The following is a 16,122-nucleotide window of genomic DNA, read 5'->3' on the forward strand; positions in this document are numbered from 1 at the left end:
CCCTGTTGGATTTGCGCCCTGAAGTAGTGCGAACCTACAATGATGATTCCATGAGACGGCTGTATATCAAGCAGAGGATGTTCGCATTCGGCGGCGAGCAGTTCGACGTCACCGACGAGGATGAACGCCCGGTCTATCACGTCGAGGGCAGCTTCATGCGCATCCCCAAGTCCTTCACGATCACCGACGAGAACGGTTTCGAAGTGGCGCGCATCGAGAAGAAGACGCTGAGCTGGCTGCCCCATTTCAGCGTCATCGTTGACGGGGTCGAGATTGCGGGCATCGACAAGGAGTTCTCGTTCTTCAAGCCGAAATACCGCATCGATGCGCAGGGGTTGCGCGTCGAAGGCGACTGGGTCGATCTGAACTTCACGGTCGTGCGCGGCGATGAACTGGTCGCCGAGATCTCGCAGCGTTGGCTGAGCTGGGGAGACAGCTATGAGGTCATCGTGCACGATGATGCGATGGCGACGATCGTCGTGGCGCTGGTCATCGCCATCGACAAGGTCAAGGCCGACGAGGAGAGCAGCGGCAGCGCCGCGGCCGTCAGCGACTCGTTGTGACCGGAATCCGCGGGACGGGCACGAGGACAAGGAACAGGAAGAAGCCGGGCCGGGCAGTCGCAATGACGGTCGGCGGGACGGCACACATATGCGATGTCCCTCGTTCATCGTCGTAAAACGACGCGGAACGAGGGACCGACGAGGGGCCGACGAGGGGCTCAGTCCTTGTCGATGGTCTTGCCGGCGTTGGCGCCGGAGGTCAGGTCCTGGATTTCGGTGATCTCCATGACCGGGACGCAGGCCGGGATCTTGGTGCCCTTCTCCTGGGCGACCTTGACCTGCGCGTCGTAGATCTCGCCCTCGGTGTGCAGGGTCACGGGGCCGCGGAATCGGTAGCCCTTCTTCTCGGCCAGGTTGGCGACGGCGATGACCAGCGGGCTGCCGTCCTGCAGGTTGCGGTACACCTGGCCGGCCGTGCGTTCGTGGTAGGCCAGATGGTGGTCGTCGAGCACGAACATCGACATCTTCGGGCCCAGATCGAGCTGGCCGTCCTTGCCGATCGTGGTGACCCACGCCAGATTGTTCTCGATGAAGGTCTTCATCTCTTCGGTGAGCGTTGCCATATGTCCATCCTTTCGTTAGACGTATCTCCAGCCTACTGCACCGCGGTGGGATTCACCCCGTGGAATCACCGACTGTGACCAACATCACGGCATGGCGCGACCCGCTCGGATAATCGGATAATCAGATAAGGTCATAGGGCATGCGGTACTCCACCAGCCAGAACACCCCGAGGCCGAGCGGCACCACACCGAGCACCCCTCCCCCGTTCCCGGTCATCCAGCACACAGCCAGGCAAAGCACTGCGAAGCGGGCCAGATAGAATACGGCACGCCGGGCTCCGCGCCGAGGCCTGGTCTCCACGCTCATCCGGACGAACCCGGCCCCCAGCGTGCGACCGCCGCGCACCCACGGAATCCACAGTTCGGTGACGGCCAGGCATATCAGGAACATCGGGACCCCCATCGCGAAGGTCAACGGCCTGAACCCGGTGAATTGGATGCCGACGAGATACACGATCGCCGTGCACGGCACGCTGACGATTCCGGTGATCACGCAGTCGATGCAGAAGGCGACGCAACGGCGCACGAACCCGGGTTCCGTCACGATGCCTTCGTCGACGTCCCGCCGCGGCAGTGCGTGGTTGGCGAGCGCCGCGACGGCGTAACCGAGGAGCGCGCCCAATGTGTTCCAGATCAGGTCGTCGACGTCGAACAGTCGGTAGGAGCAGGGGTAGAGGTGGAAGATGCCGGTGAGCTGCGCGGTTTCAATCAGCAGCGACACGGCGAACCCCATCAGAGCCGTGCGCGCGAGCCCCGCGCGGAGGAAACGGCCCAGGATGAAGCCGAGGGGAACGAAGAACACGATGTTCATGCCGATCTGCAGCAGCGCGGTCACGCCGTCGGTTCGGATGTCGCCGATGAACCGCAGCGGATCAAGCTGCGGAGTCAGATGGTGCGTCGCGCAGTATGCCGCCGCGTCCTGCGGCATCGGGTACAGCGTGAAGCAGCCGAGTGCGAGCAGGTAGAGCACGCACCCGTAGGAGACGGCGACCGAAGTCAGCCGGATGCGGTTCTCGCGATGGTAGAGCATCGCCAGCACCGGCAGCGTCAGCACCGCTGAGGCGAATGGCCAGATCGCCACCGCGAGGATGAACGGTTCGGTGAAGTCGCCGAGGAATGCCATCATGTCGTTTCCCGCCTTCCGACCGGGTTCGTACACGACGATCGTGACGTCTGCCCGGGTCCGACGGTGTCATGCTACGGCGCCGATCGCACGGCGCGCATCGGCCGTCGGGCCTATTCGCGGACGGGATTGCGCGCAGCATCCGTCCTGCGGATGACCCCGGTTCCCGTCGGCGCCGGCATATCGGACGATGATGCCGAGTCGTCCCGTGGCATCGCCATCCATGCGAAGACATGCCGCGGGCGCCGTTCTCACGGCAGCGGCATGCGGTATCCGGCAACGATGCTGTGATTCCAATCCTCCGGCGTACGGCAGGTCTTGCCGAGTTCGTCGATCAGACCGTGGAACTCCTGGAATTCCGGGATGCTCCAGGCGTCGGCGTCGATCTGCGGCATGACGCGGCGACGGAACCCCTCATAGGATTTCGGCAGGTCGTCCACGCCGAGCGTTTCGAACATGCGACGGGCGTAGCGGTCGGCGATGAACGCGGGCCGGTCGAACACATACAGCAGCAGGTCGTCGGCCGTCTCGCCGCCCACGCCGCGGATGGACAGCAGCTCGCGGCGCAGCGTCTCGTCGTCGACTTCCCGCACGAGGGCGGGGATGTCGTCGTCATGGCTCCACTCCCCCAGATCCAGGAACCATTGGCAGAACGCGCGCAGATACACGGCCTTCTGCCGGTAGTAGCCGGTCGAACGAATCAGGTCCCACAATGTTTCGTCCGGCAGATCGGCGATCGAACGGGCGTTCAGCACGTCGGCCGCCTTCATCCGGTCGAGTGCCGTCTCCACATTGCCCCATGCGGTGTTCTGGGTCAGGATCGCACCGATGGCGATCTCGAACCGCGTGTCGGCGGGCCACCAGTGCGTGGGTCCCATATGGTCCAGCAACAGCTCGTACAGACCCCGCACATCGATCAGACACCGTTCATCCATGATGCCATCCTACCCAGCCGCCGACGCATGTCGCCGAACACTCCCCTCCCGAGCAACCCCGACATCTTCCGCGCGGTGCCGCAGCCCGCCGATATCCAGTGCGATGGACGGGGGTCGCGGCACATCCGTTAGCTATCGTGGTGAATGAGGGTATCGTGATCGCACACGATCAACGACAAGACAGGAGACCGACATGACCATGCTGGAGACGGAACGGCTGACGCTGCGACCTTGGCGAATGGATGATGCCGCGGACGCACAGGCCCTGTTCACGTATGCCAGCAGTCCGGATGTGGGGCCGGCCGCGGGCTGGCAGCCGCATCGGAGCGTCGCGGAAAGCGCCGAGATCATCCGTGCGGTGCTGAGCGCACCGGAGACGTATGCCGTCGTCCTCAAACGAACCGACGAACCGATCGGCAGCATCGGATTGCAGAAGCCGTGCGCCTCCGTCATCGGCACGCCGGGATATCAGACCCCGGCCCTGGAAATCGGATATTGGATCGGGAAACCGTACTGGGGGCAGGGACTCGTTCCCGAGGCGTCGCGTGCGTTGATGCGCCATGGGTTCGAGGATCTGGATCTGCAGGCGGTCTGGGGTACGCATGACATGGAGAACGCGAAATCCTCCCGCGTGATGGACAAGCTCGGATTGCGGCTCGTCCGCGTCCAGCCGCATGTGCGCATGGAGCTGTTGGGGGACGTCTGGCGCGATGAAGCCGTCCGCCGCATCACCCGCGAACAGTGGGAGGCCGGAGTCGCGGATGCGCTGGACTGAGCCGATGCCCCGTGGTCATTCGTCGAAATAAAACAGTTCCTCGAACTCCCTGTCCAGGGCGACGCACAGGATCAGGGCGAGCTTGGCCGTCGGGTTGAACTGACCGGTTTCAATGGAGCTGATCGTCTGACGGGAGACTCCCACGAGCTCAGCCAACTGCGCTTGCGAAAGCCCCTTTTCCGCCCGCGCCGCCCTCAAACGGTTCCGCAGAATCAGACTATTGTCCAACCAGTCACCTCACGTGCCATTGGTTACGAATGGATGATCCTACAGTAGCGTGGACAGCACATAGCCCACCAACGCGATCACCGTCCCCACACTCCCCACAATCCCAGTCGCCAGAACAACCGTTTCACGACGCGCCACATACTGCCCCCAAGCCTGGCAGGTCAGGTATCCGAGAAGAAATACCAACGGCAGCGAGATGCTGATGCCAATCGCCGCGTTATAGATGATGACGACGGCAATAAGAACCATGAATCCGGCGACCCCCACCCGCCGCCCCTTTCTGGTGCGCGTCCAGAGCCCCTTCGTCATGGAGACGATTGTCCTTCCGGCCCTTTTCCAGTATTTCATCCCTATCCATGAGAGATCCCCCTTTCATGCTATGCCAAGTTTACTTGACATAGTGATTGTATGTCAAATCTACGTTGTTTCCGCTCTGGCAAACAATGCGCATCATGCGTATAATATGGACATGAGGTTCAAGGAAATCGAGAGACGTCTGATGGCGGACGGGTGGCAACTGGCCGGGCAACGCGGAAGCCACTGCCAGTACGTGCATCCGACCAAGCCCGGGCGCGTGACCGTGCCCAAGCACAATGGGGACGTCAACCCGGTCACGGTCCGGTCGATATGGAGACAGGCCGGCATCGACGAAAGGAGGACGAAATGAAGTTGGCATATCCCATCATCCTGATTCCATTCGAGGACCACAGCGGCGGATACGCGGTGGAGGTGCCGGATCTCCCCGGGTGCGTCACCGAAGGCAAGAACCTTGCTGACGCCCTGCTCATGGCCGAGGACGCGGCCAGCGGCTGGGTCCTCTCCGAGCTGGAGGAAGGCGGCACCGTGCCCGAAGCCAGCGACCCACGCGACGTGCAGCCCGAGGAGGACGACGCGCTAGTCAGCATGGTCGCGCTCGACATGGACGCGTATGCCGCCAAATACGGCAGCAAGGCCGTACGTAAGAACGTCACCATCCCCGCTTGGCTCGACACCTGGGCAGACAAGCATGATATCAACTACAGCGGCGTACTGCGCGACGCACTCGAGTACATGTATCAACAGCCCGTCGCAGTCTGACGCGAACACTCCGCCAGCAAACGCAAATCCGTCCCGGCGCCCCATCAGCGAACGCCGGGGCGGTTCACATCCACACCCCACCTTGCGAGCATACGCCCTAAAATCGGGGCGTTTCAACGAACAAGGCCGGTCATTGTTGACCGGCCTTGTGTTTGGTGGTGGAGCTAAGGGGATTCGAACCCCTGACCCTCTCCATGCCATGGAGATGCGCTACCAGCTGCGCCATAGCCCCGTTTTCAGTTGTCGGTTCGCGGGAGTTACGTGAACCCGCCGCGAATCCGTGGCAGAACCCGTAGGCTCTGCTGAGTGGAGCTAAGGGGATTCGAACCCCTGACCCTCTCCATGCCATGGAGATGCGCTACCAGCTGCGCCATAGCCCCGTTTTCAGTTCTTGCCGCTCTCGAAGAGCCTTAGATACATTACAACACGGATGTCATTTCGGCAAACATGGCGTGTCGCGCGGGTTGCCGCATGACATCGGTCACTTGCCCGCCGTGTCGGTCCCCGAGGTTGACGAGCCCGACGACCCCGAGGAGGTGTCGGAGCCGGTCGTCCCCTGGGTCCCGGTATCGGTGGATCCCTGCAACGTCCCACCGCCCTGCGATGACGATCCATCGACTCCGGTCGAACCATCAACGGATCCGTCTTCGGTCCCGCTATCCGTCGTTCCGTCCGTCGACGACTCGCCGTCTGGCTGCGGTGTGGTGGTGCCCGAGGCGCCGGAATCATTCGAACCGGAAGCACCGCCCGTGTTCCCGTCCGTCGTGTCCGGCGTATTCGTCGACGGGTCGCTTCCGGTCGTCCCGTCATCCGTACCCGCGGCACCGTCTTCCGGCTCACGGTCGCGGTCACCGCCGTCAACCGGCCCGATCGGCCGCTCGGTATAGGACCGGTCGACCCAATCGCGCACCACGCTGTCGGTGCCCTGCCCCTGGGTCACGGCCAGGATGATGCCCGCGGTCACCGCCACCGCGACCAGGGCGCTGCCGATGGCGACGAGTATGGCGACACGCTTGGCTTTTGCCGACGCCGCAGTCCCGCGTTGCCGGTTCACGCCCGACCGGTTGCGGCCGACTTCCGCCGCCCCCGACGATACGCCATCGCGCCGTGATACGGATGCGCTGCCACGCACCACCCGCCCTGTGACCGGCATCGTTTGCGTGGCGGCCACAGGTTCGGCAGCGGATTCGGCGATGGCGTCCAGCCGCGTGGTCGCATCATCGGCGGATACAGCCGTTTCACCTTCCAAGCCGTCCGCGCCATCCGCGCCATCCGTCGCATGGAACGGCACGGCGTTCTGCAGTTTCTCCGATGATGCCTTGAGCACGTTCTGGTAGATCTGCGAGGCGACGGCGGAGACGATCGAACCGACGGCCACGCCGATGACGGATCCGGCGATGCCGATCTTCGCGGACAGCAGGAACGAGGTGACCGCGGCCAGCGCCCCCGCGCTGAGCTGCGTGACCGATAAACCCTTGAAGAAGTTTCTCACGACTCTCGACCGTAGCGGCATTCCCTGCCGATATCCTCAACTTACGCTGAAAGCCGTTGAAGTTTCACGATACCGTTGCAAACCACCACCTTGCCCAGAAAAGGCATCGCCATACGGCACGCGTCGCATCCGCTTCCGACACCGGCCAGTTGTATCGGCCGTGTGGCGGAAACACGGACGTCGCACTATCGCGACGTCCGGCGGTGTACATTCGTTGGCAACGACAATCATTCAGATGGGGGGATTCGCCATGCAGCATGGGTCATCCATACCTCGACGTCACCGCACCGGCCGACGAGTCGCGGTCGTCATCGCCGCCGTCGCGGTGGTGACGATCGTCGCCGCCGTGGTCGTCACGCACCTGTCGGACACCGGCGTCATCGCACCTGCGTTGGGCGGCGATACGCATGCCGCGGACGAGTCGATGCGGGGCCGATACCCGATGACGCCCAGCGACGTGGACTTCGATGGCGACGGTGTGGACGACTACACGGATATCCTCGCCGGCGCCCGCAAGGACGCCGAGGCGGCCCCGGCCTACGACGACGGCTACTACCAGGGCGGTTATCCGCCCGCGGACCGCGGCGCCTGCACCGATGTGGTCTGGCGTGCGTTCGCCGAGGCCGGCTACGACCTCAAGGCGATGGTCGACGCCGATGTCGCCGCCCACCCCGCCGACTATGCGAGCGCCGCGCCCGCGCCCGATCCGAACATCGACTTCCGCCGCACCGGCGTGCTTGACGTGTTCCTGTCCAAGTACGCGCAGACGCTGACCACCGACACGTCCGACAAGGCCGCCTGGCAGGGCGGCGACATCGTGGTGTTCGAAACCACCCGGCATATCGGCGTGGTCTCGGACCAGCGGGACGGCGATGGCCTGCCGTTCATCATCCACAACATGGGCCAGCGCCAGCGCGAGAACGATTACCTTTCGTTCCGCAAGCACATGGCGGTGACCGGCCACTACCGGTTCGACGCCTCGCAGGTGCCGCAGGACATACTGCGGCCGTGGAACGGCTGAGCGCGCCCACGCCGCCTTCCCGTCGTTTTGCACACTCGCAAAACGTCGGATGCCCCGGAATCACTGAGATTCCGGGGCATCATCTAATGATTCCGGTCGCGTCTCAGCCGAGCGGCGGGTTCTCCCATTGCGGGGTGTCGGCGATGGCCGGCCCGTGGTTGTATTCCATCAGCCGCCAGCGCACCTCGCCGTCGCTCCGATCCAACGGCAGGAGCCGCACCCAGTGGGCGTTGCGCATCGACAGCACGCTGGCGAAGTCCGGGAACGCCGCGCTGATGCCCAGCAGCGTCTGCAGGGTCTGGGAGATCCATGCGCCGTGGGTGAAGAAGAACAGGTCGGTGTGCTCATCGCCGAGGGCCGACCACTCGTGGATGGCCTCCACGCCGCGCCTGCCGACGGCCTCCTTCGATTCGGCGCCGTATTTCATCTCACCGCCGCGGAATTCGGCCCAGGACCGGTAGTCCTCCGGGTAGCGTTCGGCGAGTTCGTCCACGGCCGTGCCGTCCCACTCGCCGAAGCTGCGTTCGCGCACGCGCGGGTCCAGATGCACATCCAGTTCCAGCGGGTCGGCGAAGGCGTGCGCGGTGGCGGAGGCACGGCACAGGTCCGAGGCCACCACAATGCGCTTCGTGACATCCGGCCGGCGTTCCACGTACAGTTCGCGCAGCGTCTCGCCGGTGCGTTCGACCTGCCAGCGGCCGACCTCGTCCAGCGGGATGTCGACCTGCCCCTGCAGGCGGTGCGCCGCGTTGTACGAGGTGCGGCCGTGGCGGACAAGGAAGATGGAACGGACGTGCTGGCTCATGACTCCTCCGGATGCTCAAGCTCAAGGTCGATGGTCGGCTGGTCGCGCCACAGGCGTTCGAGCCCGTAGTAGTCGCGCGATTCCTGATGCATGATGTGGATGACGAAATCGCCGTAGTCGAGCAGGATCCACTGGCCTTCGGTCAGGCCTTCGCGCGAGCGCGGCGAGAGTCGGGCCTTCAGGTGCAGGTCCTTCTCCACCTCCTCGGCGATGGCCAGCACCTGGCGCTCGTTGGAGGCGGAGGCGATCATCATGACCTCGGTGAACGCGAGCAGGTCGGTGACGTCGAAGGCCACGATGTCGTTGGCCTTGACGCGGTCGGCCGCGGAGGCGGCGATGCGGACGGCGTCGATGATGGTGGTTGCGGCGGTCATCGGATCAGCGCTCCCAGGCGGGCTTCCAGCCCTCGACGACGTGCTGCGTGTTCTCGGAGTAGACCATCGCGTCGTCCGGGACGGCGTGACGGATCACGGAACCGGCGCCGGAGGTCACGTTGTCGCCGACTTCGACCGGGGCGACGAACAGGTTGCCCGCGCCGATGTGCACGTTCGAGCCGATGTTGGTGTGGTGCTTGTGCACGCCGTCGTAGTTGGCGGTGATGGTGCCGCCGCCGATGTTGGTGTGTTCGCCGAGGTCCGCGTCGCCGACGTAGCTCAGGTGCGGCACCTTGGTGCCGTTGCCGATATGGGCGTTCTTCATCTCCACGAACGCGCCGGCCTTGGTGCCGGTTCCTAGTTCGTTGCCGGGGCGCAGGTAGGTCCACGGGCCGATGGTGGCGTCCGCGCCGATGTGCGTGCCCTGCACGCGGGAGCGTTCCACGGTGGCGCCGGCGTCGACGACCGCGTCGATCAGCGTGGTGTAGGGGCCGACGACCGCCCCTTCGCCGATGACGGTGCGCCCCTGCAGGAACGAACCGGGCAGGATGGTCGCGTCGCGTGCGATTTGCACGTCGTCCTCGATCCAGGTGGTCGCCGGATCCAGGATGGTGACGCCGTCGCGCATCCACCGCTCGCAGATGCGGCGGTTGTACGCCTTGGAGAGTTCGGAGAGCTGGACGCGGTCGTTGACGCCCTCCACGGTCAGCGGGTCGGGCGCGGCGAAGGCGCCGACGTTGCCGTCCGCCTTGGCCATCTCCAACGCGTCGGTCAGGTAGAACTCGCCCTGCGCGTTGTTTGACTTGAGTCCCGCGATGGACCTGGCCAGCACGGCGGCCTCGAACACGTAGACGGAGGTGTTGACCTCCTGCACGGCCAGTTCGCTGCGGTTGGCGTCCTTCTGCTCCACGATGCGCAGCACGTTGCCCTCGCGGTCGCGGATGATGCGGCCGTACCCGGTCGGGTCGTCGAGGATGGTGGTCAGCACGGTCGCGCCGTTGCCGCTGGCCTCGTGGAACTCCAGCAGGTCATGCAGGGTGCCGGCGTCGAGCAGGGGCATGTCGGAGGCGGCGATGAGCACCGGGCCGCTGAGTTCGCCGCGTTCGGCCAGCTGGGTCATCGCGCACTGCACGGCGCGTCCGGTGCCGGGGATGTCGTCCTGGTTGACGATTTCGACCTGGTCGTTGTAGGAGCGGGCGGCGGCGGCCACACGGTCGGCCTGGTAGTGCACGACGACGGCGAGCGTGTCCGGATCCTGCGCGCCTACGGACGCCATCACGCGTTGGAGGAAGGTTTTGCCAGCGAAGGTGTGCAGCACCTTCGGGGTACGCGAACGCATGCGTGTGCCCTCGCCCGCGGCGAGGATGATGGCGGCGGATAGTGCCATGAGATATGCTCCATTCCCTCGTGGACTCGCCTGGGGCGGCGGCCGCGAGGGCCACCGCCCCGGCACCAAGCTCCCCCACCTGGACTCGAACCAAGACAAAGGGTTCCAAAGACCCGTGTGCTGCCATTACACCATGGGGGAACGGCGGGACGAATCCCGCCAAGTGTTCATTATGCCATACGGCTGGACCACGTCAACCGCTCCAGCGGGTTGCCTTGCGATTCCGGGGTGTAAACCGTATCGGAGGATTGCCGTCAGGCGAACAGGAAGCCCTGCCCGTGATGCTCGGGATAGGTGTCGAACAGCTCGGCGACCGAACCATCCTCGAACACCGCGCGGATGGCGCTGGCCAGCAGCGGCGCGATCGAGAGCACAGTCAGGCCGTCCCAGCGCTTCTCCTCGGGAATCGGCACGGTGTCGGTGAGCACCACCTCGCGGGCGCCGCACTCCTTGAGCCGGTCCACCGCGGGGCCGGAGAGCACGCCGTGCGTGGCCACCACGGTCACGGAGTTGGCGCCGGACTCGCGCAGCACCTTGCAGGCGCCGGCGATCGTGCCGGCCGTGTCGATCAGGTCGTCCACGAGGACGCAGTCCTTGCCCTCCACGTCGCCGACCACGCGGTTGGCGACGGCGCGGTTCGGCCGGGTGATGTCGCGCGTCTTGTGCACAAAGGCCAGCGGGCCGCCGCCGAGGCGCTGCGCCCACTGTTCGGCCACGCGGATGCGGCCGGCGTCCGGGGAAACGACGGCGACGTTGTCCAGATGATTGAAGAAGCGGTCCCGGATGTAGTCGACGAGCACCGGCATGGCGATCAGATGGTCGACCGGGCCGTCGAAGAACCCCTGGGACTGCGCGGCGTGCAGGTCGACCGACATGATGCGGTCGGCGCCCGCGGTCTTGAGCAGGTCGAACATCAGACGGCAGGAGATCGGCTCACGGCCGCGGTGCTTCTTGTCCTGGCGCGAATAGCCCAGCAGCGGGCACACGGCGGTGATCGAACGCGCGGAGGCGCGCTTCAGCGCATCGATCATGATGAGCTGTTCCATGATCGACTTGTTGATTGGGTTGGCGTGGCTCTGCAGCACGAACACGTCCGCGCCGCGCACCGATTCGGTGTAGCGCACGTACATCTCGCCGTTGGCGAAGTCGTAGGCCGTGGTCTCCAGGACATCGATGCCGAGTTGCTCGGCCACGTCCGCCGCCAGCTTAGGGTGGGTACGCCCCGTGACGAGAATGAGGTTCTTATCGGGCTTGCCTGTAAGGATTGCGCTCACCGTATCTCCAAACGTGTGTTTCGCTGACGTGGACTGAACCTTAGTCTAACCATGTGCGCCGACGTGCGACACGGCCGGACGCCGCCGACCAAGACCTCGCTGATAACGCTCACATCGGCGGAATCCCGCGCCTGCTACTCCGACCGCCGCCGGTACAGACCGTGTTTGCCGATGTACTGGACCACGCCGTCGGGCACCAGGTACCAGACCGGCTCGTCGTGCGCGGCGCGGCGCCGCACGTCGGTCGAGGAGATCGCCAGCGCGGGGATCTCCAGGGTGTCGACCTTGCCCTCGGGCAGGTGCGCCCCCTCGGGGCCGGAGTACCCCGGGCGGGTCACGGCCACGAAGTGCGCCAGGTCCCACATCCGCTCCGCGTCCTTCCATTCCATGATCTCGGCCACCGCGTCCGCGCCGGTGATGAAGAACAGTTCCGCGTCCGGATGCTGCGCCCGGATGTCACGCAGCGTGTCGATGGTGTAGGTGATGCCGGGACGGTCGATATCCACCCGGGACACGGTGAATTTCGGATTGGACGCTGTGGCGATCACGGTCATCAGGTACCGGTCCTCGGCGTTGGTCACATGCTTGTCGAGCTTGAACACGGGGCGTCCGGTCGGCACGAAGATCACCTCGTCCAGGTCGTATACCCAGGACACCTCGGAGGCGGCCACCAGGTGCCCGTTGTGGATCGGGTCGAAGGTGCCGCCCATGATGCCGATGCGCCGACGGCTGTGCCAGTTGCCTCGTGCCGAAAGCCTGCCTTTGCCGGGCGCGTGGACGCTTTGCGTCGCCGACGCGGGCAGCAGGTCGGACATCCGGCGTTCCTGCTCCCCCGCCATCGTCTCGCTCGTATCCGCGGTCATGCGGCAACGCCCCCCTCATGTCCGGTCTGCCGGCGATCGGCCTCGCGCGTCTCCTGCTCGGCCTGGTCGGCCGTGGAGATGGCGCCGTCGGCGTCGATCCTGTCCATGTCCTCGTCCCACTCGTCCTGCACGACCTGTTGGATCTCGGCGAAGGTCGGCAGCGCGAAGTCGGGCTGGTACAGTCCGCGGATCACGGCCACGCATTCGGTGACCTTGACCAGCGTGTCGGTCATCCCGTCGACGTCCCCGTCCCGTTCCTGCCTGCGGAAGTCCAGGATCCGCCGCTCCATCAGTTCCATCTGCGCGCCTACCGTGGCCAGCTGGTCCCCGTCCAGGTCGGCGACCTCATGCGAGTCGGTCTCCGGCCAGCCGATCAGCACCGCGTCCGCGTATTCGAGCGAGGCGCGCTGCGCCGCCGTGGCGATGCCGTCCTCGATCTGCACCAGGAACACGTAACGCACCAGGCTCAACCGTTCCGCCGCGATCCGCAGCCCCAGCCGCGGATCGTCCAGATCGGCTCCCCACGGGTTCGCCACATTCGCCTCACCGCCGGTTGTCGCTTCCTCACTCATGCTCGCACCTGCCCTGTTCCGTATCCGATCCACTTGGTCGTGGTCATCTCCCTCAGGCCCATCGGACCGCGGGCGTGCATCTTCTGCGTGGAGATGCCCAGTTCGGCGCCGAAGCCGAACACACCGCCGTCGGTGAACCGCGTGGAGGCGTTGACCATCACTACTGCCGAGTCTATACGCTGGGTGAACGTTTCCACAGCCGAGTAGTCCTCGGCGATGATCGATTCGGTGTGTCCCGTGGAGTGGGCGTTGATGTGGGCGATCGCCTCGTCCAGCGAGTCGACCACCTTGATCCCGATCTTCAGCGCCAGATACTCGGTGTCCCAATCCTGCTCGTCGGCATGCGCCAGGTCCAGATCCAGGATGTGCGACTGCCCGATGATGCGGTACGCGGTCTCGTCGGCGCGGATGGCCACATGCGCGTTGGCGAGCGCCTGCGCGGCCACCGGCAGGAACCCTTCGGCCACGTCCCTGTGGACGAGCAGCTTCTCGGCGGCGTTGCATACGCCCACGCGCTGCGTCTTGGCGTTGAGCAGGATCGGGATGGCCTTCTCCGGGTCGCCGCTGCGGTCGATGTAGATGTGCACGTTGCCGGCGCCGGTTTCGATGACGGGCACGGTGGAGTTGCGGACCACGGACTGGATGAGCCCGGCGCCGCCGCGCGGCACCAGCACGTCGATGTGGCCGCGCGCCTGCATCATGGCGGTCGCCCCGTCCCTGCCGTAGGCGTCGACGCTGGCCACCAGGGCCGGGTCGAGGCCGTGCTCGGCGAGCGTGCCGCGGATGACCTCCAGCGTGGCGGCGTTGGTCCGTTCGGCCGCGTGTCCGCCGCGCAGGATGGCGGCATTGCCGGATTTCAGGCACAGGCTGGCCACGTCCACGGTCACGTTGGGGCGGGCCTCGTAGATCATGCCGATGACGCCGATGGGCACGCGGATCTGTTGGAGCCGCAGGCCGTTGGGCAGGGTGGAGCCGCGGACGATCTCGCCGAGCGGATCGGGCAGCGTGGCCACGTGGCGCACGCCCTGCGCGCTCTGCCGGACGCGTTTGGCCCCGAAGTACAGGCGGTCGAGCTTACCCTCGTCCATGCCGTCGGCGCGAGCCTGCGCCATGTCGGCGGCGTTGGCTTCGGCGATGTGGTCGGCTTGGGCGTCCAGGGCGTCGGCCAGGGCCTCCAGCAGGTCGTTCCTGGTTTCGCCGGTGGTGTGGGCAAGGTCGGATTGCGCGGTGGCTGCGGCGTCGGCCAGGGCGTTGACGGCGGCGTGCACTTCGGGATTCGTCATACACCTTAGGGTATCGCACGCATGCGTCGTCATGACGGGTGTTCCGGGATATGGGCGCACCGCCATGGGGCTGCCCATGCTCAAGGATAGACTTAGGAGCGTTTGGCAACCCGACGATTCGCGGAGGATACAACGTGACCACGTTCCATAGCACGCGCAGCACCACCGATTCCCTGACCTCCAAGCAGGCGATCCGCCAAGGCATCGCCGCCGACGGCGGTCTGTTCGTCACCGACGCGCTGGGCGAGACCCGCGTGGACGTGGCTCAGCTGGTCGGCAAGTCGTATCAGGACATCGCGGTGACGGTGCTGGGCGCGCTGCTGCCCGATTTCTCCGAGGCCGAGCTGCGCGAGTGCGTCGAGGCCGCGTACGGCCCGCAATGGGGGGACGGGGCGATCACCCCGTTGAAGCCGTTGGGCGAGGACTGGGTCCTGGAGCTGTTCCACGGCCCGACCTCCGCGTTCAAGGATGTGGCGCTGCAGATCCTGCCCCGGTTCATGGCCCGCACCGCCCCCGCCGACGGTGGGGCGGACGAGAAGATCATGATCGTGACCGCCACCTCCGGCGATACCGGCAAGGCCGCGCTGGCGGGGTTCGCCGACGCCCCGGGCACCGGCATCACCGTGTTCTATCCGCAGGGCAAGGTCAGCCAGGTGCAGGAGCTGCAGATGACCACGCAGACGGGTTCGAACGTGACCGTGTGCGCGGTGGAGGGCAACTTCGACGACGCGCAGTCCGCGGTCAAGCGGATCTTCGGCGACCGTGACCTGGCCGCCCGTCTGGCCGGCGACGCGCATGTGCGCCTGTCGTCGGCGAACTCGATCAACGTGGGCCGTCTGGTCCCGCAGGTCGTGTACTACTTCTCCGCCTACGTGCAGCTGGTGGAGCGCGGGGCGATCGCGCTGGGCGACGAGGTGGAGTTCTGCGTGCCGACCGGCAACTTCGGCGACATCCTGGCCGGCTATTACGCCAAGCTGCTGGGCCTGCCGGTCAAGCATCTGATCGTGGCCTCGGACAGGAACAACGTGCTCTTCGAGTTCCTGACCACCGGCACGTACAACCGCCAGCGTCCGTTCTTCCAGACCATCTCCCCCTCGATGGACATCCTGATCTCCTCGAATCTGGAGCGCATGCTGTACTACATGTCCGATAAGGACTCGCGTCTGATCTCGATGCTGATGAACGATCTGAACCAGTGGGGCGCTTATGAGATCCCGGATGAGATGCTGGCGCGTATCCGCCATGTCTTCGGCTGCGGCTGGGCCGACGAGGATCAGGTGCGCGAGTCCATCCGCGACTGCTGGGAGAGGAACCGTTACGTGATCGACCCGCATACGGCCTGCGGCTATTTCGTGCTCCGCCAGATGCCGCGCGATCCGTCCGTGCCGCGCGTGCTGCTGAGCACCGCCAGCCCGTACAAGTTCCCGCGCGTGGTCAACGAGTCGCTGGGCTTCGAGGCGACCGGCACCGACTTCGCATGCATGGATGTGCTGGCCCGCGAGACCGGGACGACGGCCCCCGCCGCGTTGCGTGGTCTGGAGAACGCCGCGGTGCGGTTCGACGACGTCGTCGCCATCGACGGCATGGCCGGCGTGGTCGAGCGCGCCGCGCACGCCCTCTGACCGACACGCCCGGCCTCCCCGGACCCTGACACTTTGTGACCGTGATCCAATCAACGGAATCGTTGGAATTTCAACGTTTTGCTGATTGAGGTTTTGGCCGAGAAGTGTCAGAGTCCGTGGAGGCCGAGCGTGTATTGGTTTGTGCCCCCCTGCCGCGTCGCTGAG

General features: G+C 65.5%; 19 protein-coding genes and 3 tRNA genes. 6 read left to right on the plus strand and 16 right to left on the minus strand.

What is annotated here, in order from left to right:
- Positions 1-26 precede the first annotated feature (26 nt).
- A complete protein-coding gene (locus BIGA_RS01070) occupies positions 27-563 on the plus strand; it encodes an LURP-one-related/scramblase family protein (RefSeq protein ID WP_272944564.1) in 537 nt (178 codons plus the stop codon).
- 158 nt (positions 564-721) lie between these two features.
- Here BIGA_RS01070 and BIGA_RS01075 read toward each other — a convergent pair whose 3' ends face one another.
- From BIGA_RS01075 to BIGA_RS01085, 3 genes are all read right to left on the minus strand, one after another.
- The gene (locus BIGA_RS01075; RefSeq protein ID WP_033505772.1) at positions 722-1,126 is read right to left on the minus strand and encodes a pyridoxamine 5'-phosphate oxidase family protein; all 405 of its coding nucleotides are present in this window, start codon (positions 1,124-1,126) and stop codon (positions 722-724) included.
- Between the two features lie 121 nt (positions 1,127-1,247).
- Positions 1,248-2,249, minus strand: a complete 1,002-nt coding sequence (locus BIGA_RS01080; RefSeq protein WP_033505923.1) for a VanZ family protein — start codon at positions 2,247-2,249, stop codon at positions 1,248-1,250.
- Positions 2,250-2,500: 251 nt separating this feature from the next.
- A complete protein-coding gene (locus tag BIGA_RS01085) occupies positions 2,501-3,184 on the minus strand; it encodes an endonuclease III domain-containing protein (protein WP_033505774.1) in 684 nt (227 codons plus the stop codon).
- A 193-nt stretch (positions 3,185-3,377) separates the two neighbouring features.
- Between BIGA_RS01085 and BIGA_RS01090 the strand changes: the two genes are divergently transcribed.
- A complete protein-coding gene (locus BIGA_RS01090) occupies positions 3,378-3,959 on the plus strand; it encodes a GNAT family N-acetyltransferase (protein WP_033505775.1) in 582 nt (193 codons plus the stop codon).
- 15 nt (positions 3,960-3,974) lie between these two features.
- Here the strand turns inward: BIGA_RS01090 and BIGA_RS01095 are convergent, their stop codons facing one another.
- Positions 3,975-4,187, minus strand: a complete 213-nt coding sequence (locus tag BIGA_RS01095; protein ID WP_033505777.1) for a helix-turn-helix transcriptional regulator — start codon at positions 4,185-4,187, stop codon at positions 3,975-3,977.
- A gap of 39 nt (positions 4,188-4,226) precedes the next feature.
- On the minus strand, positions 4,227-4,496 hold the full coding sequence (locus tag BIGA_RS01100) for a DUF6442 family protein (protein WP_034259521.1): 270 nt from the start codon (positions 4,494-4,496) through the stop codon (positions 4,227-4,229).
- Positions 4,497-4,656: 160 nt separating this feature from the next.
- Between BIGA_RS01100 and BIGA_RS01105 the strand changes: the two genes are divergently transcribed.
- Both BIGA_RS01105 and BIGA_RS01110 read left to right on the plus strand, forming a co-directional pair.
- Positions 4,657-4,854, plus strand: a complete 198-nt coding sequence (locus BIGA_RS01105) for a type II toxin-antitoxin system HicA family toxin (protein WP_033505925.1) — start codon at positions 4,657-4,659, stop codon at positions 4,852-4,854.
- The gene (locus tag BIGA_RS01110) at positions 4,851-5,264 is read left to right on the plus strand and encodes a type II toxin-antitoxin system HicB family antitoxin (protein WP_033505780.1); all 414 of its coding nucleotides are present in this window, start codon (positions 4,851-4,853) and stop codon (positions 5,262-5,264) included. The genes BIGA_RS01105 and BIGA_RS01110 overlap by 4 nt, the downstream gene beginning before the upstream one ends.
- Before the next feature lie 156 nt (positions 5,265-5,420).
- On the opposite strand, the gene BIGA_RS01115 is transcribed toward BIGA_RS01110, so the two are convergent.
- The 3 genes from BIGA_RS01115 to BIGA_RS01125 form a co-directional block, all read right to left on the minus strand.
- Positions 5,421-5,496 (minus strand) — tRNA-Ala (locus BIGA_RS01115).
- 75 nt (positions 5,497-5,571) lie between these two features.
- Positions 5,572-5,644, minus strand: a tRNA-Ala gene (locus BIGA_RS01120).
- Positions 5,645-5,745: 101 nt separating this feature from the next.
- Positions 5,746-6,756 (minus strand): hypothetical protein, encoded by a 1,011-nt coding sequence (locus BIGA_RS01125; RefSeq protein WP_033505782.1) that lies wholly within the window; start codon positions 6,754-6,756, stop codon positions 5,746-5,748.
- Between the two features lie 235 nt (positions 6,757-6,991).
- On the opposite strand from BIGA_RS01125, the gene BIGA_RS01130 reads away from it, so the two are divergent.
- Positions 6,992-7,777, plus strand: coding sequence for a DUF1287 domain-containing protein (locus BIGA_RS01130; RefSeq protein WP_081929301.1), 786 nt, complete (start codon positions 6,992-6,994; stop codon positions 7,775-7,777).
- Between the two features lie 103 nt (positions 7,778-7,880).
- On the opposite strand, the gene BIGA_RS01135 is transcribed toward BIGA_RS01130, so the two are convergent.
- The 8 genes from BIGA_RS01135 to BIGA_RS01170 all read right to left on the minus strand — a co-directional run bounded on the left by BIGA_RS01135 (position 7,881) and on the right by BIGA_RS01170 (position 14,335).
- Positions 7,881-8,582, minus strand: coding sequence for a histidine phosphatase family protein (locus tag BIGA_RS01135; RefSeq protein ID WP_033505783.1), 702 nt, complete (start codon positions 8,580-8,582; stop codon positions 7,881-7,883).
- A complete protein-coding gene (rsfS, locus tag BIGA_RS01140) occupies positions 8,579-8,956 on the minus strand; it encodes a ribosome silencing factor (protein WP_033505785.1) in 378 nt (125 codons plus the stop codon). Before rsfS ends, BIGA_RS01135 begins: the two co-directional genes overlap by 4 nt.
- 4 nt (positions 8,957-8,960) lie before the next feature.
- Positions 8,961-10,343, minus strand: coding sequence for a bifunctional UDP-N-acetylglucosamine diphosphorylase/glucosamine-1-phosphate N-acetyltransferase GlmU (glmU, locus tag BIGA_RS01145; RefSeq protein WP_033505787.1), 1,383 nt, complete (start codon positions 10,341-10,343; stop codon positions 8,961-8,963).
- A gap of 70 nt (positions 10,344-10,413) precedes the next feature.
- Positions 10,414-10,484, minus strand: a tRNA-Gln gene (locus tag BIGA_RS01150).
- 113 nt (positions 10,485-10,597) lie between these two features.
- Complete coding sequence (locus BIGA_RS01155; RefSeq protein WP_033505789.1) at positions 10,598-11,617, minus strand: ribose-phosphate diphosphokinase; 1,020 nt, start codon at positions 11,615-11,617, stop codon at positions 10,598-10,600.
- 134 nt (positions 11,618-11,751) lie between these two features.
- Entirely contained in the window at positions 11,752-12,480 is a 729-nt protein-coding gene (gene nadD / locus BIGA_RS01160) for a nicotinate-nucleotide adenylyltransferase (RefSeq protein ID WP_033505790.1), read from the minus strand.
- Positions 12,477-13,052: a hypothetical protein gene (locus BIGA_RS01165; protein ID WP_033505792.1), complete on the minus strand. Its 576-nt coding sequence runs from the start codon at positions 13,050-13,052 to the stop codon at positions 12,477-12,479. Before BIGA_RS01165 ends, nadD begins: the two co-directional genes overlap by 4 nt.
- Complete coding sequence (locus BIGA_RS01170; protein WP_033505794.1) at positions 13,049-14,335, minus strand: glutamate-5-semialdehyde dehydrogenase; 1,287 nt, start codon at positions 14,333-14,335, stop codon at positions 13,049-13,051. Before BIGA_RS01170 ends, BIGA_RS01165 begins: the two co-directional genes overlap by 4 nt.
- A gap of 134 nt (positions 14,336-14,469) precedes the next feature.
- Between BIGA_RS01170 and thrC the strand changes: the two genes are divergently transcribed.
- Positions 14,470-15,957, plus strand: coding sequence for a threonine synthase (gene thrC, locus BIGA_RS01175; protein ID WP_033505795.1), 1,488 nt, complete (start codon positions 14,470-14,472; stop codon positions 15,955-15,957).
- The last annotated feature ends 165 nt before the right edge of the window (positions 15,958-16,122 follow it).

It is taken from the genome of Bifidobacterium pullorum subsp. gallinarum (genome assembly GCF_000741215.1).
GTDB classification, from domain to species: domain Bacteria; phylum Actinomycetota; class Actinomycetes; order Actinomycetales; family Bifidobacteriaceae; genus Bifidobacterium; species Bifidobacterium pullorum_B.